Source organism: Streptomyces sp. NPDC020917 (assembly GCF_044333795.1).
Lineage (GTDB): Bacteria > Actinomycetota > Actinomycetes > Streptomycetales > Streptomycetaceae > Actinacidiphila.
Genome location: NZ_JBIRRR010000013.1, coordinates 46,041 through 66,007 on the forward strand (window position 1 = coordinate 46,041; position 19,967 = coordinate 66,007).

Here is a 19,967-nt window from a genome sequence, read left to right on the forward strand (position 1 = left end):
CTCAGCCTTCCCGGGCCGCTGTCAGGTGCTCCGCGTGCTCCTGCAGCGAGCCGACCGAGATCTCGCCGCGGACCAGGGCGTCGATGCCCTGGACGGCCGCGGCCAGCGCCTGGACGGTGGTCAGGCACGGGACGCCGCGGGCGACCGCCGCGGTCCGGATGTCGTAGCCGTCGAGCCGGCCACCGGTGCCGAACGGCGTGTTGACGATCAGGTCGACCTCGCCCTCGTGGATGAGGGTGACGACGGTCGGCTCGCCGTGCGGACCCACGCCCTCGCTCTGCTTGCGCACCACGCGCGCCTCGATGCCGTTGCGCTTGAGCACCTCGGCGGTGCCGGAGGTGGCGAGCAGCTCGAAGCCGTGCTCGATCAGCGCGCGGGCCGGGAAGATCAGCGCCCGCTTGTCGCGGTTGGCGACCGAGATGAACGCCCGGCCCTTGGTGGGCAGCGCTCCGTACGCGCCGGCCTGCGACTTGGCGTACGCGGTGCCGAACACGGCGTCGATGCCCATGACCTCGCCGGTGGAACGCATCTCCGGGCCGAGCACGGTGTCGACGCCGCGGCCCTGCGGGTCGCGGAACCGGCTCCACGGCAGCACCGCCTCCTTCACCGAGATCGGCGCGTCCAGCGGGAGTTCACCGCCGTCGCCGGTCGCCGGCAGCAGGCCCTCGGCGCGCAGCTCGGCGACGGTCGCGCCGAGCGAGATCCGGGCGGCGGCCTTGGCGAGCGGCACCGCGGTGGCCTTGGAGGTGAAGGGCACCGTCCGGGAGGCGCGCGGGTTGGCCTCCAGCACGTAGAGGATGTCCCCGGCCAGCGCGAACTGGATGTTGATCAGGCCGCGCACGCCCACCCCGCGGGCGATGGCCTCGGTGGAGGCGCGCAGCCGCTTGATGTCGTGGCCGCCGAGGGTGATCGGCGGCAGCGCGCACGCCGAGTCGCCGGAGTGGATGCCGGCCTCCTCGATGTGCTCCATGACGCCGCCCAGGTACAGCTCGTGGCCGTCGTAGAGGGCGTCGACGTCGATCTCGATCGCGTCGTCGAGGAACCGGTCGACCAGCACCGGGCGGTCGGCGCTGATCTCGGTGGACTCGGCGATGTACGAGGCGAGGCGGGCCTCCTCGTACACGATCTCCATGCCGCGCCCGCCGAGCACGTAGGACGGCCGGACCAGCACGGGGTAGCCGATCTCGTCGGCGATGGCCTTGGCGCCGGGGAAGGAGGTGGCGGTGCCGTGCTTGGGCGCGGGCAGGCCGGCCTCGGCGAGCACCCGCCCGAAGGCGCCGCGGTCCTCGGCGAGGTGGATGGCCTCCGGCGAGGTGCCGACGACCGGCACGCCGTTGTCCTTCAGCGCCTGGGCCAGGCCGAGCGGGGTCTGGCCGCCGAGCTGCACGATGACGCCGGCAACCGGTCCCGCCTGGGTCTCGGCGTGCACGATCTCCAGCACGTCCTCCAGGGTGAGCGGCTCGAAGTACAGCCGGTCGGAGGTGTCGTAGTCGGTGGAGACGGTCTCCGGGTTGCAGTTGACCATCACGGTCTCGTACCCGGCGTCGTGCAGCGCGAAGGAGGCGTGGACGCAGGAGTAGTCGAATTCGATGCCCTGCCCGATGCGGTTGGGACCGGAGCCGAGGATGATCACCGCCGGGCGGGTGCGCGGCGCGACCTCGCTCTCCTCGTCGTAGGAGGAGTAGAAGTACGGCGTGCGGGCGGCGAACTCGGCCGCGCAGGTGTCCACCGTCTTGTAGACCGGCCGGATGTCCAGCGCGTGCCGCACCTCGCGGACGACCTCCTCGCGCAGGCCGCGGATGCCGGCGATCTGCGCGTCGGAGAAGCCGTGCCGCTTGGCCTCGGCCAGCAGGTCGGGCGCGAGGTGGTCGGCGGCGGCCAGCTCGTCGGCGATCTCCTTGATCAGGAAGAGCTGGTCGACGAACCAGGGGTCGATCCGGGTGGACTCGAAGATCTCCTCGGGCGTGGCGCCGGCGCGGATCGCCAGCATCACGGTGTTGATCCGGCCGTCGGTGGGGACCGCGGCGCGGGCCAGCAGCTCCTCCTTGGTTCCGGAGTCGGCGGGGGCGCTGACGAAGTCGAACTGCGAGCCCTTCTTCTCCAGCGACCGCAGGGCCTTGTTGAGCGCCTCGGTGAAGTTTCGGCCGATGGCCATGGCCTCGCCGACCGACTTCATGGTGGTGGTGAGCGTGGCGTCGGCGGCCGGGAACTTCTCGAAGGCGAACCGCGGCACCTTGACCACGACGTAGTCGAGCGTCGGCTCGAAGGACGCCGGGGTCTGCTCGGTGATGTCGTTGGGGATCTCGTCCAGCGTGTAGCCGACGGCCAGCCGCGCGGCGATCTTGGCGATCGGGAAGCCGGTGGCCTTGGACGCCAGCGCCGAGGACCGGGAGACCCTCGGGTTCATCTCGATGACGATGACCCGGCCGTCCTCGGGGTTGACGGCGAACTGGATGTTGCAGCCGCCGGTGTCGACGCCGACCTCGCGGATGACCGCGATGCCGATGTCCCGCAGGATCTGGTACTCGCGGTCGGTGAGCGTCATGGCCGGCGCGACGGTGATCGAGTCGCCGGTGTGCACGCCCATCGGGTCGAAGTTCTCGATGGAGCAGACGACCACGACGTTGTCGTGCTTGTCGCGCATCAGCTCCAGCTCGTACTCCTTCCAGCCGAGGATGGACTCCTCCAGGAGCACCTCGGTGGTCGGCGACAGGGTCAGGCCCTGGCCGGCGATGCGGCGCAGCTCGTCCTCGTCGTGGGCGAAGCCCGAGCCGGCGCCGCCCATGGTGAACGACGGGCGGACCACGACCGGGTAGCCGCCGAGCGTCTCGACGCCGGCCAGCACGTCGTCCATGGTGTGGCAGATGACCGACCGGGCGGACTCGCCGTGCCCGATGCGGCTGCGCACCGCCTCGACCACGGTCTTGAACTGGTTGCGGTCCTCGCCCTTGTGGATGGCGGCGACGTTGGCGCCGATCAGCTCGACGCCGTACTCGGCCAGCACACCGTTCTCGTGCAGGGCGATCGCGGTGTTGAGCGCGGTCTGGCCGCCCAGAGTGGGGAGCAGCGCGTCGGGGCGCTCCTTGGCGATGATCTTCTCGACGAACTCGGGGGTGATCGGCTCGACGTAGGTGGCGTCGGCGATCTCCGGGTCGGTCATGATCGTGGCCGGGTTGGAGTTGACCAGGACCACGCGCAGGCCCTCGGCCTTGAGCACCCGGCAGGCCTGGGTGCCGGAGTAGTCGAACTCGGCTGCCTGGCCGATGACGATCGGACCGGAGCCGATGACCAGGACGGACTGGATATCGGTGCGCTTAGGCACGCTGGGCTCCCTGTTCTGCCATGAGCTGGACGAAGCGGTCGAAGAGGTACGCGGCGTCGTGCGGGCCGGCGGCCGCCTCGGGGTGGTACTGCACGCTGAAGGCCGGGCGGTCCAGCAGCCGCAGGCCCTCGACCACGTTGTCGTTCAGGCACACATGGCTGACCTCGGCGCGGCCGTAGGGGGTGTCGCTGACCGCGTCGAGCGGGGCGTCCACGGCGAATCCGTGGTTGTGGGCGGTCACCTCGACCTTGCCGGTGGCGCGGTCCTGGACGGGCTGGTTGATCCCGCGGTGGCCGTACTTGAGCTTGTAGGTGCCGAAGCCCAGGGCCCGGCCGAGGAGCTGGTTGCCGAAGCAGATGCCGAACAGCGGGGTGCCGCGCTCCAGCACCTCCTTGATGACCGTGAGGTCGGCGGTGGCGGGGTCGCCGGGGCCGTTGGACAGGAACACGCCGTCCGGATCCACCGCGTAGACGTCCTCGACGCCGGCGGTCGCGGGCAGCACGTGCACCTCGATGCCGCGCTCGGCCATCCGGTGCGGGGTCATGCCCTTGATGCCCAGGTCCAGGGCGGCCACGGTGAACCGGCGGGTGCCGATCGCCGGCACGACGTAGGGCTGCGCAGTGGCGACGTCGGCGGACAGGTCGGCGCCGGTCATCTCCGGCGCCTGGCGCACCCGGGCGAGCAGCGTGCCGTCGTCGGCGAGCGCGTTGCCGGAGAAGATGCCGACCCGCATCGCGCCGCGCTCGCGCAGGTGCCGGGTCAGGGCGCGGGTGTCGATGCCGCTGATGCCGACGACGCCCTGGGCGGCCAGCTCGTCGTCCAGCGAGCGCCGGGAGCGCCAGTTGGAGGGGACGCGGGCGGGGTCGCGGACGACGTAGCCGGACACCCAGATGCGGGACGACTCCGGGTCCTCGTCGTTGACGCCGGTGTTGCCGACGTGCGGGGCGGTCATGACGACCACCTGGCGGTGGTAGGAGGGGTCGGTCAGCGTCTCCTGGTAGCCGGTCATGCCGGTGGAGAACACGGCCTCGCCGAAGGTCTCCCCCACCGCCCCGTAGGCGCGGCCGCGGAAGGTGCGGCCGTCCTCCAGGACGAGCACGGCGGGCGCTTTGGCCGCCCGGGTGGAGGTCGTCATTGTGCGCCTTTCTGGTCGTGCGGTGCGGTGGCGTGCTGCTGCACGCGCGGGGCGGGCAGGCCCCCCTCGGCGAGGGGGTCGGCGGCGGCGGCCGCCTCACCGCTGAGGTCGTTGATCCGCCGCACCCACGTGGAGTGGTCGGCGGCGTGGTCGAAGCGGAACCCGGTGTCGACGAGGGTGCCGCCGTGCTCCCAGGTGACGACGAGCAGGCCGCCCTCGGGGAGCACCTTGCCGGCGATGGCCCGGTCGAGCCGGGCGCCGCGGAGCGCGTCCACCGGGACGAAGATTCCGGGGGCGCCGGTGCGGTCGACGTCCAGGCCCTGCTCGGTCAGGGTCAGCCGGGCCTTGCTGCGCACGCCCAGGCCGTGGGCGACGATCCGGTCCAGCCACTGCCCGGCGGTGGTGCTGCCGTGGTAGCGGCCCTCGGCCTCCAGCAGCGGCGCGCCGGCGTCCTGCGGGGCCTGCGGCAGTTCCGGCAGCCCGCCCTGGAGGGTGCGCCGCCACTGCCAGCCCTGGCGCATCAGCCAGTACACCAGCCCGACGAACAGCGCGAGCCCGACGACCCAGCCGATCCGGTCGGTCCAGTGGGTGACCGTCGCGGAGTGCTGGTCGCTCTGCGCGGTCACGACCGCGAGGAGGGTGAGAGGAGTCGTCACGTGAGCTTCCCGTCCATGACCGTGGCGCGGCCCCGCAGGAAGGTCGCCATCACCCGGCCCGGCAGTTCGCGGCCCTCGTACGGGGTGTTGCGGCTGCGCGAGGCGAAGCCCGCGGGATTGACGACACCACGGTATGCGGGATCGAGCAGCACCAGGTTCGCCGGCTCGCCCTCGGCGATCGGCCGGCCGTGCCCGGCGAGCCGGCCGATGACGGCGGGTCGGGCGGACATCCGGTCGGCGACGCCGGCCCAGTCCAGCAGCCCGGTGTCGACCATGGTGTGCTGCACCACGGACAGGGCCGTCTCCAGGCCCACCATGCCCATGGCGGCCGCGGCCCACTCGCAGTCCTTGTCCTCGTGCGGGTGCGGCGCGTGATCGGTGGCCACGCAGTCGATGGTGCCGTCGGCGAGCGCCTCGCGCAGCGCGAGCACGTCCGCCTCGGTGCGCAGCGGCGGGTTGACCTTGTAGACCGGGTTGTACGAGCGGACCAGCTCGTCGGTGAGCAGCAGGTGGTGCGGGGTCACCTCGGCGGTGACGTCCCAGCCCTTGGACTTGGCCCAGCGCACGATCTCCACCGAGCCCGCGGTCGACAGGTGGCAGATGTGCACCCGGGAGCCGACGTGCGCGGCGAGCAGCACGTCGCGGGCGATGATCGACTCCTCGGCGACCGCCGGCCAGCCGGTCAGGCCCAGCTCGCCGGAGACGGTGCCCTCGTTCATCTGCGCGCCCTCGGTGAGCCGGGGCTCCTGGGCGTGCTGGGCGACGACGCCGTCGAACGCCTTCACGTACTCCAGGGCGCGGCGCATGATCACCGCGTCGTCGACGCACTTGCCGTCGTCGGAGAAGACCCGCACCTGGGCGGCGGAGTCGGCCATGGCGCCCAGCTCGGCGAGCTTCTTGCCCTCCAGGCCGACGGTGACCGCACCGACCGGCTGCACGTCGCAGTAGCCGTACTCGCGGCCCAGCCGCCAGACCTGCTCGACGACGCCGGCGGTGTCCGCGACGGGGAAGGTGTTGGCCATCGCGTGGACGGCCGTGTAGCCGCCGGCCGCGGCGGCGCGGGTGCCGGTGAGCACCGTCTCGGAGTCCTCGCGGCCGGGCTCGCGCAGGTGGGTGTGCAGGTCGACCAGGCCGGGCAGCAGGATCGTCCCGTCGGCCTCGACGACCTGGGCGCCGTCGGCGGCCAGGCCGGTGCCGACCGCGGTGATCGTCTCGCCGTCGATCAGGACGTCGCGGACCTCGCCGCCGAGGACCTTCGCGCCGCGGATCAGGATCGTGCTCATGGTTACTTGCTCTCCTCGGTGCGGGCGTCCTCGGTGCGGGCGTCTTCGGATCGTGCGGTGGCGATGGCCGGCTCGGAGCCGCCGAGCAGCAGGTAGAGCACGGCCATCCGGGTGCTGACGCCGTTGGCGACCTGCTCGACCGCGGTGCAGCGCGGCGAGTCGGCGACCTCGGCGGTGATCTCCATGCCCCGGTTCATCGGCCCGGGGTGCATCACGATGGCGTGCTCGGGCAGCGCGGCCATCCGGGTCCCGTCCAGGCCGTAGCGGCGGGAGTACTCGCGCTCGGTGGGGAAGAACGCGGCGTTCATCCGCTCCCGCTGGACCCGCAGCAGCATCACCGCGTCGGACTTGGCGAGCACCGCGTCCAGGTCGTAGGCGACCTGGCAGGGCCACTGCTCGACGCCGATGGGCAGCAGGGTGGGCGGCGCGACCAGGGTGACCTCGGCGCCGAGCGTGGTGAGCAGCAGGACGTTGGAGCGGGCGACCCGGCTGTGCAGGATGTCGCCGACGATGGTGATCCGCCGGCCGGACAGGTCGCGGCCGACGCCGGACAGGTGGCGGCGCATGGTGAACGCGTCGAGCAGCGCCTGCGTGGGGTGCTCGTGGGTGCCGTCGCCCGCGTTGACCACCGAGGCGTTGATCCAGCCGGAGGTGGCCAGGCGCTGCGGCGCGCCGGAGGAGTGGTGGCGCACGACGACCGCGTCGGCGCCCATCGCCTCCAGGGTCAGCGCGGTGTCCTTCAGGGACTCGCCCTTGGAGACCGAGGAGCCCTTGGCGGAGAAGTTGATGACGTCGGCGGACAGCCGCTTGGCCGCCGCCTCGAAGGAGATGCGGGTGCGCGTCGAGTCCTCGAAGAACAGGTTCACGACGGTGCGGCCGCGCAGGGTGGGCAGCTTCTTGATGGGCCGGTCGGCGACGCGGGCCATCTCCTCTGCGGTGTCGAGCACGAGGAGGGCGTCGTCGCGGGTGAGGTCGGCGGCCGAGATGAGATGGCGCTTCACAGGGTCACTCCGTGGTGCGTGCGGGCCGTTTCGGGGCGGGCCGGTGCGGTCCTGGGGATGGGCAGGAGGGCGCGCGGGAGCGCCGGACCCGGTGGGTGCGGGTCCGGTCGCGGGGACGCTACTGGTCCGCGGGCGGCGCCGTGCCGGTGCCGTCGGCGCTTTCGGTGCTGTCGCCGCCGGGGGCGCCGTTGGTGCGGCGCTGGCCCAGCAGCACGCTGTCGCGGCCGTCCTCCTCGGTCAGCAGGACCTTGACGGTCTCGCGCAGCGAGGTGGGCAGGTTCTTGCCGACGTAGTCGGCCCGGATGGGCAGCTCCCGGTGGCCGCGGTCGACCAGTACCGCGAGCTGGACCGCGCGCGGGCGGCCGATGTCGCCCAGCGCGTCGAGTGCGGCCCTGATGGTGCGCCCGGAGAAGAGCACGTCGTCCACCAGGACGACGAGCCGGCCGTCGACGCCGTCACCGGGGATCTCGGTGCGGGCGAGCGCGCGCGGCGGGTGCAGCCGCAGGTCGTCGCGGTACATCGTGATGTCGAGGGAGCCGACCGCGGTGCTGCGGCCGGTGATCTCGGCGAGCTTGTCGGCCAGCCGGCGGGCCAGGAAGACCCCGCGGGTGGGAATGCCGAGGAGCACCACGTCGTCGGCGCCCTTGGCGCGTTCGACGATCTCGTGGGCGATGCGGGTGAGGACCCGCGCGATGTCCGGGGCTTCGAGCACCGGACGGGCGGGCGGCGCGGGTGCCGCCGGCGCGGTGGTGGTGCGGTCGTCGACCATGGGTCGTCAGACCTCCTTCCCCGCCTCACGGGACGGGCATTAAAGGACGTCAGGGGTACGGGACGACCCTATCAGGTGGCCGTCAGGGGCCCCGGACCGCCCAGGTCAGAAGCCGGTCGGCCCCTTTCGGCTTGACGACGCCGGATTACGCTGCGTAACCTCACAGTGAGTCACCGAGTTTCCGTCCGGGGAGCCATATGTCCAGCGATTACGCCAAGCAGCTCGGAGCCAAACTCCGGGCCATCCGCACGCAGCAGGGCCTGTCCCTGCACGGCGTCGAGGAGAAGTCCCAGGGCCGCTGGAAGGCAGTGGTCGTGGGCTCGTACGAGCGCGGCGACCGTGCCGTGACCGTGCAGCGCCTCGCCGAGCTCGCCGACTTCTACGGCGTGCCGGTCCAGGAGCTGCTCCCGGGCACCACGCCCGGCGGCGCGGCCGAGCCTCCGCCGAAGCTGGTCCTCGACCTGGAGCGCCTGTCCCAGGTGCCGCCGGAGAAGGCCGGTCCGCTGCAGCGTTACGCCGCGACCATCCAGAGCCAGCGCGGCGACTACAACGGCAAGGTGCTGTCGATCCGCCAGGACGACCTGCGCACCCTCGCCGTCATCTACGACCAGTCCCCCTCGGTCCTCACCGAGCAGCTCATCTCCTGGGGTGTGCTCGACGCCGACGCGCGCCGCGCGGTCCAGCACGAAGAGGCCTGAGGGCGGTTCGCCCCACTTCTGCAGAAACGTCCCGCCCGGGGCGTCCCCGTCGGGGGCGCCCCGGGCGGCTCTGTTCGGCGGGCGGCCGCGCGCCTGGCGGGGCCGGTCGCGCGACCGCCTGCTGCCCGGGCCCCCTGCTGCCCGGGCGGGCCGCTACCGCGGCCCGGCAGGGGCCTGGTCCCCGGCCGGGGCCGGGGCCGGGGCGTAGCCGGCCGGGCGGCTGGTGAACGTGCCCCGGCCCTGGGTGCGGCTGCGCAGCCGCGTGGCGTAGCCGAACAGCTCGGCCAGCGGCACCGTCGCGGTGACCACCGTCCCGGCCGCACGTCCCGCTCCCTGGCCCTGCGCCGGCGCTCCGGCGGCCGTCCCGTCCTGGGCGGCGGAACCGTGCACGCGGCCGCGCCGGGCCGCCAGATCGCCCAGCACGGCGCCCACGGCGTCGTCCGGCACCGTCACGGTGACCTCGGCCACCGGTTCCAGCAGCTGCATCCGCGCGGCCCGCAGCGCCTGCCGCAGGGCGAGCCGTCCGGCGGCCCGGAACGCGAGCTCCGAGGAGTCGCGGACGTGCGTGGCGCCGTCGGTCAGCGTCACCAGCACGCCGGTCACCGGATGGCCGCCGAGCGGGCCCTCGGCCAGCGCGTCCCGGCAGCCGTCCTCGACCGCCCTGACGTACTCGCGCGGCACCCGCCCGCCGGTGACGGCGGACCGGAAGACGAAACCGGACACGCCGCCCGCGGTGCCGTCGCCGGGCCCGCCCTCGGAGCCCCCCTCGGCCCCGTCGAGCGGCGCCACGTCCAGCACCACCTGCGCGAACTGCCCGGCGCCGCCGTCCTGCTTGGCGTGCCGGTACACCAGCCCCGACACCCCGCCGACCACCGTCTCGCGGTAGGCGACCCGCGGCCGGCCGACGACGACCTCCACCCCCAGCGCCCGGCGGATCTTCTCCACCGCCACCTCCAGGTGCAGCTCGCCCATGCCGGCCAGCACGGTCTGGCCGGTCTCGGCGTCGGTGCCGACGGCGAGCGAGGGCTCCTCCTCGGCCAGCCGGGCCAGCGCCTCCACCAGCCGCTGGGTGTCGGCGTTCCTGCGGGCCTCCACCGCGACCGACACCACGGGCGCGGCGACGGACGGCGGCTCCAGCACGAGCGGGGCCGCCGGCGTGCACAGGGTCGCCCCCGCACGGGCCGCCTTGGGCCCGATCAGCGCCACGATGTCGCCGGCCACCGCGCGGTCCAGCTCGAAGTGCCGGTCCGCCTGGAGCCGCAGGATCCGGGCGACGCGTTCCGTGCGTCCCGTTCCGGCGTCGAGCACCGTGTCCCCCTTCGCGATCGTTCCCGAGTACACCCGTACGCAGGTCAGCCGCCCGCTGGCGGCGGCGGTCACCTTGAAGACCAGCCCGGCGAACGGCGCCGCCGGATCGGCCGGCCGCGCCTGGGTCCGGTCGCCGGCGGCGCCCCGCACCGGCGGGACGTCCAGCGGTGACGGCAGGTAGGCGGCGACCGCGTCGAGCAGCGGCTCGACCCCGCGGTTGCGGTACGCCGAGCCGCACAGCACCACCACGGCCTCGCCGCCGCGGGTCAGGTCGCGCAGCGCCGCGGCCAGCACGGGGGCGGTGAGCCGTCCGTGCGCGCAGTAGTCCTCCAGGGCCGCGGGGTGGAGTTCGGCGACCGCCTCCTCCAGCGCCCGCCGGCGCCGTTCCGCCTCCTCCCGCAGCGCCTCCGGCACCGGGCCCTCGGTGCAGCCGGCGCCGGGCGCGCCCGGCTCGGCACCGTCCCAGACCAGCGCGCGCATGCCGACCAGGTCGACCACGCCGGTGAAGGCGTGCTCGCGCCCGATGGGCAGCTGCACGGCGAGCGCGACGGCCCCGAGCCGGGTGCGGATCGAGCGCACCGCGGCGTCCAGGTCCGCGCCCGGGCGGTCCAGCTTGTTGACGAAGGCGATCCGGGGCACGCCGTGCCGGTCCGCCTGGCGCCACACCGACTCGCTCTGCGGCTCGACCCCGGCGACCGCGTCGAACACCACCACGGCGCCGTCGAGGACGTGCAGCGACCGCTCGACCTCGTCGGCGAAGTCGACGTGGCCCGGGGTGTCGATGAGGTTGATCCGGTGGCCGGCCCAGTCGCAGCTGACGGCGGCGGCGAAGATGGTGATGCCGCGGTCGCGCTCCTGGGGGTCGAAGTCCGTGACGGTGGTGCCGTCGTGGACCTCGCCGCGCTTGTGGGTCGCGCCGGTCAGGTACAGGACGCGTTCGGTCAGGGTGGTCTTGCCCGCGTCGACGTGGGCGAGGATGCCCAGGTTGCGGACGGTGCCGATGACATGGTCGGCGGGGTGTCTCAGGGTGCTGCGCACGGCCGGTGGCCTTTCGGTGGGGATCCCGGCGGATCCTGGAAAGCGGGCGGCGCGATTCCCGGACGAGGGCGGGCCGTCGGCGGCCCGCGGGCCCTTCCGGGCACACCTCGGCCCCGCGGCGGGCCGCCGGCCCGTCGCCGAAGTGGGGTGTGCGGAAGGGGGGTTGACTCGTCAGCGGGTCCGGGGCCGGCCGCGCAGCCGGCGCCGGACGGACCGGGACACCAGGATCACCCGGTGCAGCGACGAGGGAACAGCGGCGGGAGCGCGGTCACGCATGGCCCGGCTCCCTTCTCGCGTCCGATCGTCCGAGCGCGCCGCCTGACGGGCGGCGCGCGGTCACCCGGCGAGTGTAGGCAGCGCGGCGCGCGGGCCGCACCGGGTTTTCAACGGCCTTGACCACGTGGGGGGTTCACCAGAAGGCCGGCGGGCCGCGGCGGCAGCGGGACGCGCGGCCGCGCCCCCGCGGAGAGGGCGGCCGTGGCCCGGCCGCCGCCCCGCCCGGAACTCAGCGTGAGTAGAGCTGCGAGACGACATCGGGCAGGAGGCGCTCGGCGAGCGGTGCGGGCAGCGCCTGCAGGACGGCGAGCACCGGCGCCATCCGGGCGGGCAGCGCGCCGCCCGGGCCGACGCCCGCCACCGCCAGGGCGAGGGCGGCCTCCTCCGGGGTGAGCGCGTCCGGGTCCAGCCCGGCCGCCACTTCGACGAGGCCGGGGTCCACGACCGCGGGCCCCGCCTCGCGCGCCCGGGCCACCGCGTCCGCCAACTCGGCCAGCAGGCCGCCGATCCGGGCCGGATCGGCCACCGCGCCGGTCACGGTCAGGTGCAGGTTGGCCGGGGAGTTGCCGTGCGCGGGCTGCGGCTGGAGGTACCAGCCGCGCAGCCGCATCTCGTCGGCGACCACGAACGGGTCGACGCCGGGGTCGTCGGCCGCCACCGCCACGAGCGAGGCGTCCGGCTCGACCAGCACCCGCAGCCCGTCGATCTCCCCGATGCCGTCGACGAGTTGACGCACCGCCTCGTGCACCCGGCGGGAGAGCTCCACATATCCCCCGGTGCCGATCCGGGACAGGACCGCCCAAGCGGCGGCGAGCGGGCCGGCCGGTTTGGTGCCCTGGAGCGTCGCGTTGACGACCGGGTAGCCGGGCCAGGAGGCGTGGGCGAACCAGCCGTGCCGCCGCAGCTCGGCGTCCCGGAACAGCAGCACGGACGCGCCCTTGGGGGTGTAGCCGTACTTGTGCAGGTCGACGGAGAGTGAGGTGACGCCGGGCACCGACAGGTCGAACGGCGGCGGTTCCGGCAGCCCTCGGGCCAGCCGCAGATGCCCGAGGTACCAGCCGCCGATGCAGGCGTCGACGTGGCAGAGCACCCCGCGCTCGGCGGCGACGGCGGCGATCGCGGCCACCGGGTCGACCACCCCGTGCGCGTACGACGGGGCGGAGGCCACGACCAGCGCGGTGCGCGGGGTCAGCGCGGCCGCGACGTCGTCGGGCCGGACCCGGAAGTCGGCGCCCACCGGCACGGTCACCGGGGTGAGGCCGAACAGGTGGGCGGCCTTGTGGAACGCGGCGTGCGCGGTGACCGGCAGCACGATCTCGGGGGCGGTCACCCCGCGCGTGCGGCGGGCGTGCTCGCGCGCGGTGAGCACGGCGAGCAGGCAGCTCTCGGTGCCGCCGCTGGTGAAGGTGCCGGCCGTTCCCGGTGGCCCGCCCAGCAGGTCGGCGGCGCGCGCCACCACCTCGTTCTCCAGGGTGACCACGCTCGGGAAGGCCGTCATGTCCAGGCCGTTGACGCCGGCGACGGCCTCCTGGGCCCGTGCGGCCAGCGCGTCGAGCCCGGGCAGCCCGGCGTCGTACACGTAGGCCATGGTCCGGCCGCCGTGCACCGGCAGGTCGGCGGCGCGCAGCGCGGCCAGCCGGTCCAGCAGCGCGGCGGCGCTCGCGTCGGTCCCGGCGTCGGCGGCGAGGGCGGCGGTGTCGGCGGCTGCGGCGAGGGCGGAGGTCTGGGCGTCCCGGTCCATGCAGCGGAATCTAGGCCAGGGATGCGGACACACACCAGGCCCGAAGCAGAATATTGTTCACCTTCTGCTGTCGGGCCTGGTCGCCGGTGTGGTCAGCGCTTGAGTGTCGGCTTCAGCTCCATCAGCCGGCCGAGCAGGCCGTTGACGAACGACGGCGACTCGTCGGTGGAGAACTCCTTCGCCAGCTGCACCGCCTCGTCCAGCACCACCGCGTCCGGGACGTCGTCCTCCCACAGGAGTTCGTACGTTCCCAGCCGCAGCACGTTGCGGTCGACGACCGGCATCCGGTCCAGGGTCCAGCCCACGGAGTAGCCGGCCAACAGCTCGTCGATGCGCGCCGCGTGCGCCGCGTAGCCCTCGACCAGCTGGCGGGTGTAGTCGGTGACCGGCGGCTGCCGGTCGTCGGTCCGGGCGAGCCGGATCCAGTCCGCCATGACGGTCGTGGGGGCGGCGCCCCGCTGCTCCGCCTCGAAGAGGATCTGGAAGGCTCGCTTGCGGGCCTTGTTGCGGGCAGCCACGGTTAGCTGTTCACCCGGCCGAGGTAGTCGCCCGTGCGGGTGTCGACCTTCACCTTTTCACCCGTGGTGATGAAGAGCGGCACGCCGATCTCGTGGCCGGTCTCCAGGCGGGCCGGCTTGGAGCCGCCGGTGGAGCGGTCGCCCTGCACGCCGGGCTCGGTGTACTCGATGACCAGCTCGACGGAGGCCGGCAGCTCGATGTAGAGGGGCGCGCCCTCGTACATCGCGACGACCGCCTCGAAGCCCTCGAGCAGGTAGTTGGCGGCGTCGCCGACGACCTCGGGGGTGACGTTGATCTGGTCGTACGTCTCCGTGTCCATGAACACGAAGTCGGTGCCGTCCTTGTAGGAGAACTGCATGCCGCGCTTGTCGACGTTGGCCGTCTCGACCTTCACGCCTGCGTTGAAGGTCTTGTCGACGACCTTCCCGGACAGCACGTGCTTCAGCTTGGTGCGCACGAAGGCGGGGCCCTTGCCGGGCTTGACGTGCTGGAACTCGACGACGGTCCAGAGCTGGTCGCCGTCGAGCTTGAGCACGAGGCCGTTCTTGAGGTCGTTCGTGGTGGCCACGGTTGCGGAATCTCCTGAAAGTGCAGCTTCGGGACCGTGGAAATACCGCGCCCGGCTCAGAGGGCGAGCAGTTCCTTGGTCGTGATGGTGAGTAGCTCAGGCCCGCCGTCCGCCGTGGGGCGGACGACGAGTGTGTCGTCGATCCGGACCCCGCCACGGCCCGGGAGATGGACCCCCGGCTCGACGGTGACCGGCACGCAAGCGTCCAGTTTACCCATGGCCGCCGGTGACAACTGAGGGTCCTCGTCGATTTCCAGGCCCACGCCGTGGCCCGACCACGGGGCCAGGCCCTCCGCATGGCCGGCGGCGGTGAGCGGGCGGCGGGTCGCGCTGTCCACGTCGCGGCAGGCCACACCGGGTGCGAGCGCCTCGCGGCCGGCCCGCTGGGCGTCGAAGACCAGGTCGTACAACTCGACCTGCCAGCCCGCCGGAGCGGTGCCGATCACGAAGGTGCGGCCGACCTCGCAGCGGTAGCCGCGGTAGCAGGCGCCCAGGCGCACGCTCAGGAAGTCGCCCTCCTCCACCCGCCGGTCGGTCGGCACGTGGCGGGCCGTTCCGGAGTGCGGGCCGGTGCCCACGGAGGTGGGGAACGCCGCGCCGTCCGCGCCGTGGTCGACCAGGCGGCGCTCCAGCTCCAGGGCCAGGTGCCGCTCGGTCCGGCCGACCAGGATCGACTCCAGCAGCTCGCCGAGCGCCTGGTCCGCGATCTCGGCGGCGATCCGCAGGGCCGCGATCTCCTGCTCGTCCTTGACCAGGCGCAGCTGCTCGACCGCGTTGGCGAGGTCGGCCAGCGGCAGGTCGCGGGCGACCGAGCGGACGGCGCGGTGGCGCGCCACGGTCAGATGGTGCTCCTCCACCGCGAGGCGGTCGGCGCGCTGCTCCCGGGCCAGGTCGGCCGCGGCGACGGCGGCGTCGGCCTCCGCCGACGGCAGTGTGGAGGTCCGCAGGTCCTCGGGCGGGCGCTCGGCGCCGCGGTCGCCCCGGTCCCCCGGGTCGGCGGGGTCGTCCGGGGGCGTCGCCAGGTGGACCAGGATGTCCTCGGTGCCGGGCCCGACCAGCAGGGCCGCACCGGGCGGGGCGCAGCCGGTCAGGTACCGCACGTTCGCGGGGCGGGTCACCAGGGCAGCGTCGATCCCGGTCGCCGCACACCTCTCACGCAGCCGGTTCCTGCGGGTCCCATGCACCTCCGCCATGCGGCGAGCTTAGGCCGCCCACGACCGGATCGCCCCTTTTGTGCCGACGTCCGGGCGCGCGTCCGGGCGCGCGTCCGGGCGCGCGTCCGGGCGCGCGTCCGCGGCGGCGTCCGGGCACGCCGTCGCGCCGTCGACCGGGCGGCGCCGGGACCGGCCGCCTCACCAGGTCGGCGGGCCCTGGAGGCTGCGGGCGACGACACGGTCCAGGGCGGCCACGGCGGAGGCGACGTCGAGCTGGGAGTTGTCGATGATGGGCAGGCCCGAGCCGTACCAGCCGGCCATGCGGCCGTGGATCCTGGCCACCTCCTCGTCGGAGAGCCGACGGTTGCCGGAGCGCTCGGCGTTGCGGGTGAGCACCACGTCCAGGCCGGGCAGCAGGACGACGGGCAGCAGCCCGGGGCCGACGTGCCGCTTCCAGCCGCCGAGTCCGACCGCGGGCCGGTCCGGGAACACCGCGTCGTCGATGATGCAGGACACCCCGTTGGCCAGGAAGTTGCGGGCGGCGAAGCCGCAGGTCCTGCGGGCGAGGCGGTACTGCGCCTCGGAGTGCTCGTTCCACCCGGCCTGGGGGTCGGCGAAGCCGCTGCGCACCCACTCGCGCACGTCGTCCAGGCTGATGTGGGCGGTCGGGGCGCCGCGGTGGTCCGCCCAGTGGCGCGCGATGGTGGTCTTGCCCGCGCCGGCCGCTCCGATCAGCAGCACGGCTATCGGGCCCTGGGGAGCGGGCAGTTGCACCGGCGTCGGCGCGGGCAGCGGGAAGTGCCCGGTGGTGCTCCCCTGCTGGGGGGACGGCCGACCGGGCTGCGGCGCCCCGACAGCGTGCTGCATCTCGGCCCACTCCATCCCGTGCCGGAACCTCGGCTGCTGACATGACCGGCCGGTAGCGCCGTTCGACACCGAACGGTACCGCTCCCGGCATCCGTTGTGTGAACGACCGGGGTGTACAGGTGGTGCCCGTGGGACGTCGGCTCCACGAAGGAACGGCGAGCGCCCGAAGGGGCGCCCGCCGGTGCCTGGTTCGCGCCCCGCCGGGAGCCCGGACCTACTGCGCGCTCTGCTCCGCGAGGGCGCGCAGCGCGAGCCGGTAGGAGCCGATGCCGAAGCCCGCCACGGTGCCGCTGGCGACCGCGGCGATCACCGAGGTGTGCCGGAACTCCTCGCGGGCGTACGGGTTGGAGATGTGCACCTCGATCAGCGGAGCGGTGCGCTGTGCGGCGGCGTCCCGCATGCCGTACGAGTAGTGGGTGAAGGCGCCGGGGTTCAGGACGACGGGGATCCGCCCGTCGGCCGCCTCGTGCAGCCAGCGGATCATCTCGCCCTCGTCGTTGGTCTCCCGGACCTCGACGTCGAAGCCCAGTTCGGCGCCCAGCTTGGTGCACTCCTCGACGAGCCCGGCGTACGACGTCGAGCCGTACACGTCGGGCTCGCGCGAGCCGAGCCGGCCCAGGTTGGGGCCGTTGAGCACCAGGACGCGGCTCACGCGGACACCTCCCCGTACGCGGCCAGCAGCACCGCCGGGTCCGGGCCCTCCAGCACGGTCGGCTTGGCCAGGCCGTCGAGGACGATGAAGCGCAGCAGGTCCCCGCGGGACTTCTTGTCGACCTTCATGGTCTCCAGCAGCCGCGGCCACTGGTCGCCGCGGTAGGTCAGCGGCAGCCCCACCGACTCCAGCACGCTGCGGTGCCGGTCGGCCGTCGCGTCGTCCAACCGCCCGGCCAGCCGGCCGAGTTCGGCGGCGAAGACCATGCCGACGGAGACCGCGGCGCCGTGCCGCCAGTTGTAGCGCTCGTTCTTCTCGATGGCGTGCGCCAGGGTGTGGCCGTAGTTGAGGATCTCCCGCAGGCCGGACTCCCTGAGGTCGGCGGACACCACCTCGGCCTTGACCCGGATGGCGCGCTCGACGAGTTCCGCGGTGTGCGGGCCCTGCGGGGTGCGGGCGGCGGCCGGGTCGGCCTCGACCAGGTCGAGGATGGCCGGGTCGGCGATGAAGCCGGCCTTGATCACCTCGGCGAGCCCGCTGACGTAGTCGTTCGGCGGCAGGCTGTCCAGCGCCGCCAGGTCGCACAGCACACCGGCCGGCGGGTGGAAGGCGCCGACCAGGTTCTTGCCCTCGGCGGTGTTGATCCCGGTCTTGCCGCCGACCGCGGCGTCGACCATGCCGAGGACGGTGGTGGGCACCGCGATCCAGCGCACGCCGCGCAGCCAGGTCGCCGCGACGAACCCGGCGAGGTCGGTGGTGGCGCCGCCGCCGACGCCGACGATGACGTCGGTGCGGGTGAAGCCGGTCTGGCCGAGCGCCTTCCAGCAGTAGGCGGCGACCTCGGCCGTCTTGGCCTCCTCGGCGTTCGGCAGCTGGATCGCGATCGCCTGGTAGCCCTGCTCGGCCAGGTCCTCGCGGATCGCCTCGCCGGTGCCGGCCAGCGCCTCGGGGTGCAGCACCGCGACGCGCATCGCCTTGTCGCCGATCAACCCGGGCAGCTCGCCGAGGAGTTGGTGGCCGACGAGCACCTCGTACGGTGCGGTGCCCGCCGAGCCGCCGACCTGGATGCGGGTGGGAGGCGCGGTCTGCCCCGCGGCCTGGGCGTTGTCGCTCATGCGTCCTTCAGTTGGAGTGCGTCGAGGACGGCATCGGCCACGTCCTCCGGGGTCCGGTCGTCAGTGGGCACCACGGCGCGGGCGACCTCGGTGTACAGCGGCCGCCTGGCGTCCATCAGTTCGCGCCAGCGCTGCCGGGGGTTGACGGCGAGCAGCGGGCGGGGGGCGTCGAGGCCGACCCGGCGGACGGCGTCGTGCAGGCCGACCTCGAGGAAGACCACCGGCAGCCCGGCGAGCAGGGCGCGGGTGCCGTCGTCCATGACGGCGCCGCCGCCGAGCGACAGCACCCCGTCGTGCTCGGCGAGCGCCGCCCGCACCGCGGCCCGCTCCAGGTCGCGGAAGTGCGGCTCGCCCTCGTCGATGAAGATCTCCGGGATGGGCTTGCCCGCGGTGGCCTCGATGTCGCCGTCGGTGTCCCGGTAGACCGCGCCGAGCCGGGCGGCGAGCACCCGGCCGACGGTGGTCTTGCCGGCGCCGGGCGGCCCGACCAGGACGATCCGCGGCGGGCCCGCGGCCGGCCGGGCGGTCACCGGATGGCCAGGTGGTCGAGGAAGTCGGTGACGTTGCGCCGGGTCTGGGCCACCGAGTCGCCGCCGAACTTCTCGGCGACGGCGTCGGCGAGCACCAGGGCGACCATCGCCTCGGCGACGATGCCGGCGGCCGGGACCGCGCACACGTCGGAGCGCTGGTGGTGGGCCTGGGCGACCTCGCCGGTGGCGACGTCGATGGTGGCCAGCGCGCGCGGCACGGTCGCGATGGGCTTCATCGCGGCGCGCACCCGCAGCACCTCGCCGGTGGTCATGCCGCCCTCGGTGCCGCCGGAGCGGCCGGAGGCGCGGCGCACGCCCTCGGGGGTCGGCACGATCTCGTCGTGCGCCTGCGAACCGGGCACCCGGGCCAGGTCGAAGCCGTCGCCGACCTCGACGCCCTTGATGGCCTGGATGCCCATCAGCGCTCCGGCCAGCCGCGCGTCGAGCCGGCGGTCCCAGTGGACGTGCGAGCCGAGGCCGACCGGCACGCCGTAGGCGAGCACCTCCACGACGCCGCCGAGGGTGTCGCCGTCCTTGTGGGCCTGGTCGATCTCGGCGACCATCGCCTTGCTCGCGTCGGCGTCCAGGCAGCGCACCGGGTCGGCGTCCAGCCGGGCCTCGTCGCCGGGCACCGGGACGACGCCGTACGGGGCCTTGGCGCGGGCGAGTTCGACCACGTGCGAGACGATCTCGATGCCCGCGGTCTCCTTGAGGTAGGAGCGGGCGACCGCGCCGAGCGCGACCCGCGCGGCGGTCTCGCGGGCGCTGGCCCGCTCCAGCACCGGCCGGGCCTCGTCCAGGTCGTACTTCTGCATGCCGGCCAGGTCGGCGTGGCCGGGGCGGGGCCGGGTCAGCGGCGCGTTGCGGGCGAGGCCCGCCAGCACCTCGGGGTCGACCGGGTCGGCGGCCATCACCTGCTCCCACTTGGGCCACTCGGTGTTGCCGACCATGATCGCCACCGGGCTGCCCATGGTCAGCCCGTGCCGCACGCCGCCGATGAAGGTGATCTCGTCGCGCTCGAACTTCATCCGCGCGCCGCGTCCGTAGCCGAGCCGCCGCCGGGCGAGCGCGTCGGCGACCAGCTCGGTGGTCACCGGCACGCCGGAGGGCAGACCCTCCAGCGTCGCGACGAGTGCGGGGCCGTGCGACTCCCCCGCGGTCAGCCAGCGCAACCTGCTCAACGGCGTGCTCCCTCGATTCGGCGCCCGATGGAACGCCCCCGTGTGGCGCTCCGGTGCTGCGCGTCCGATCCTCCCACGATCCACCGCCGGAACCGGACCCGGTCCAGCGTGCGGACGGCCGCCGAACAGGCCGTCTCGACCGCGGATCGAGCGC

General features: G+C 74.0%; 17 protein-coding genes. 1 reads left to right on the plus strand and 16 read right to left on the minus strand.

What is annotated here, in order from left to right:
- Nucleotide 1: 1 nt before the first annotated feature.
- The 6 genes from carB to pyrR form a co-directional block, all read right to left on the minus strand.
- The gene (carB, locus tag ACH4TG_RS25415) at nt 2-3,322 is read right to left on the minus strand and encodes a carbamoyl-phosphate synthase large subunit (RefSeq protein WP_398244804.1); all 3,321 of its coding nucleotides are present in this window, start codon (nt 3,320-3,322) and stop codon (nt 2-4) included.
- Nucleotides 3,315-4,457: a glutamine-hydrolyzing carbamoyl-phosphate synthase small subunit gene (carA, locus tag ACH4TG_RS25420; RefSeq protein ID WP_398244805.1), complete on the minus strand. Its 1,143-nt coding sequence runs from the start codon at nt 4,455-4,457 to the stop codon at nt 3,315-3,317. The genes carB and carA overlap by 8 nt, the downstream gene beginning before the upstream one ends.
- A complete protein-coding gene (locus ACH4TG_RS25425) occupies nt 4,454-5,113 on the minus strand; it encodes a hypothetical protein (RefSeq protein WP_398244806.1) in 660 nt (219 codons plus the stop codon). Before ACH4TG_RS25425 ends, carA begins: the two co-directional genes overlap by 4 nt.
- Nucleotides 5,110-6,396: a dihydroorotase gene (locus tag ACH4TG_RS25430; protein ID WP_398244807.1), complete on the minus strand. Its 1,287-nt coding sequence runs from the start codon at nt 6,394-6,396 to the stop codon at nt 5,110-5,112. Before ACH4TG_RS25430 ends, ACH4TG_RS25425 begins: the two co-directional genes overlap by 4 nt.
- 2 nt (nt 6,397-6,398) lie before the next feature.
- Entirely contained in the window at nt 6,399-7,397 is a 999-nt protein-coding gene (locus ACH4TG_RS25435; protein ID WP_398244808.1) for an aspartate carbamoyltransferase catalytic subunit, read from the minus strand.
- A 118-nt stretch (nt 7,398-7,515) separates the two neighbouring features.
- Nucleotides 7,516-8,166 (minus strand): bifunctional pyr operon transcriptional regulator/uracil phosphoribosyltransferase PyrR, encoded by a 651-nt coding sequence (pyrR, locus tag ACH4TG_RS25440; protein ID WP_398244809.1) that lies wholly within the window; start codon nt 8,164-8,166, stop codon nt 7,516-7,518.
- Nucleotides 8,167-8,363: 197 nt separating this feature from the next.
- Between pyrR and bldD the strand changes: the two genes are divergently transcribed.
- A complete protein-coding gene (bldD, locus tag ACH4TG_RS25445; protein WP_398244810.1) occupies nt 8,364-8,864 on the plus strand; it encodes a transcriptional regulator BldD in 501 nt (166 codons plus the stop codon).
- A 153-nt stretch (nt 8,865-9,017) separates the two neighbouring features.
- On the opposite strand, the gene fusA is transcribed toward bldD, so the two are convergent.
- The 10 genes from fusA to aroC form a co-directional block, all read right to left on the minus strand.
- Nucleotides 9,018-11,210 (minus strand): elongation factor G, encoded by a 2,193-nt coding sequence (gene fusA / locus ACH4TG_RS25450; RefSeq protein WP_398244811.1) that lies wholly within the window; start codon nt 11,208-11,210, stop codon nt 9,018-9,020.
- Nucleotides 11,211-11,715: 505 nt separating this feature from the next.
- Nucleotides 11,716-13,227 (minus strand): pyridoxal phosphate-dependent decarboxylase family protein, encoded by a 1,512-nt coding sequence (locus ACH4TG_RS25455; protein WP_398244812.1) that lies wholly within the window; start codon nt 13,225-13,227, stop codon nt 11,716-11,718.
- A gap of 92 nt (nt 13,228-13,319) precedes the next feature.
- Complete coding sequence (nusB, locus tag ACH4TG_RS25460) at nt 13,320-13,745, minus strand: transcription antitermination factor NusB (RefSeq protein ID WP_398244813.1); 426 nt, start codon at nt 13,743-13,745, stop codon at nt 13,320-13,322.
- A gap of 2 nt (nt 13,746-13,747) precedes the next feature.
- On the minus strand, nt 13,748-14,314 hold the full coding sequence (gene efp / locus ACH4TG_RS25465) for an elongation factor P (RefSeq protein ID WP_398244814.1): 567 nt from the start codon (nt 14,312-14,314) through the stop codon (nt 13,748-13,750).
- A gap of 56 nt (nt 14,315-14,370) precedes the next feature.
- Nucleotides 14,371-15,507 (minus strand): aminopeptidase P family protein, encoded by a 1,137-nt coding sequence (locus tag ACH4TG_RS25470; RefSeq protein ID WP_398244815.1) that lies wholly within the window; start codon nt 15,505-15,507, stop codon nt 14,371-14,373.
- 159 nt (nt 15,508-15,666) lie between these two features.
- Nucleotides 15,667-16,335, minus strand: a complete 669-nt coding sequence (locus ACH4TG_RS25475; protein WP_398244816.1) for an AAA family ATPase — start codon at nt 16,333-16,335, stop codon at nt 15,667-15,669.
- Nucleotides 16,336-16,549: 214 nt separating this feature from the next.
- Nucleotides 16,550-16,987, minus strand: coding sequence for a type II 3-dehydroquinate dehydratase (aroQ, locus tag ACH4TG_RS25480; protein WP_398244817.1), 438 nt, complete (start codon nt 16,985-16,987; stop codon nt 16,550-16,552).
- Nucleotides 16,984-18,102, minus strand: coding sequence for a 3-dehydroquinate synthase (aroB, locus tag ACH4TG_RS25485; RefSeq protein ID WP_398244818.1), 1,119 nt, complete (start codon nt 18,100-18,102; stop codon nt 16,984-16,986). Before aroB ends, aroQ begins: the two co-directional genes overlap by 4 nt.
- Nucleotides 18,099-18,632 (minus strand): shikimate kinase, encoded by a 534-nt coding sequence (locus ACH4TG_RS25490; protein WP_398244819.1) that lies wholly within the window; start codon nt 18,630-18,632, stop codon nt 18,099-18,101. The genes aroB and ACH4TG_RS25490 overlap by 4 nt, the downstream gene beginning before the upstream one ends.
- Entirely contained in the window at nt 18,629-19,813 is a 1,185-nt protein-coding gene (gene aroC / locus ACH4TG_RS25495; protein ID WP_398244820.1) for a chorismate synthase, read from the minus strand. The genes ACH4TG_RS25490 and aroC overlap by 4 nt, the downstream gene beginning before the upstream one ends.
- Between the last annotated feature and the right edge of the window lie 154 nt (nt 19,814-19,967).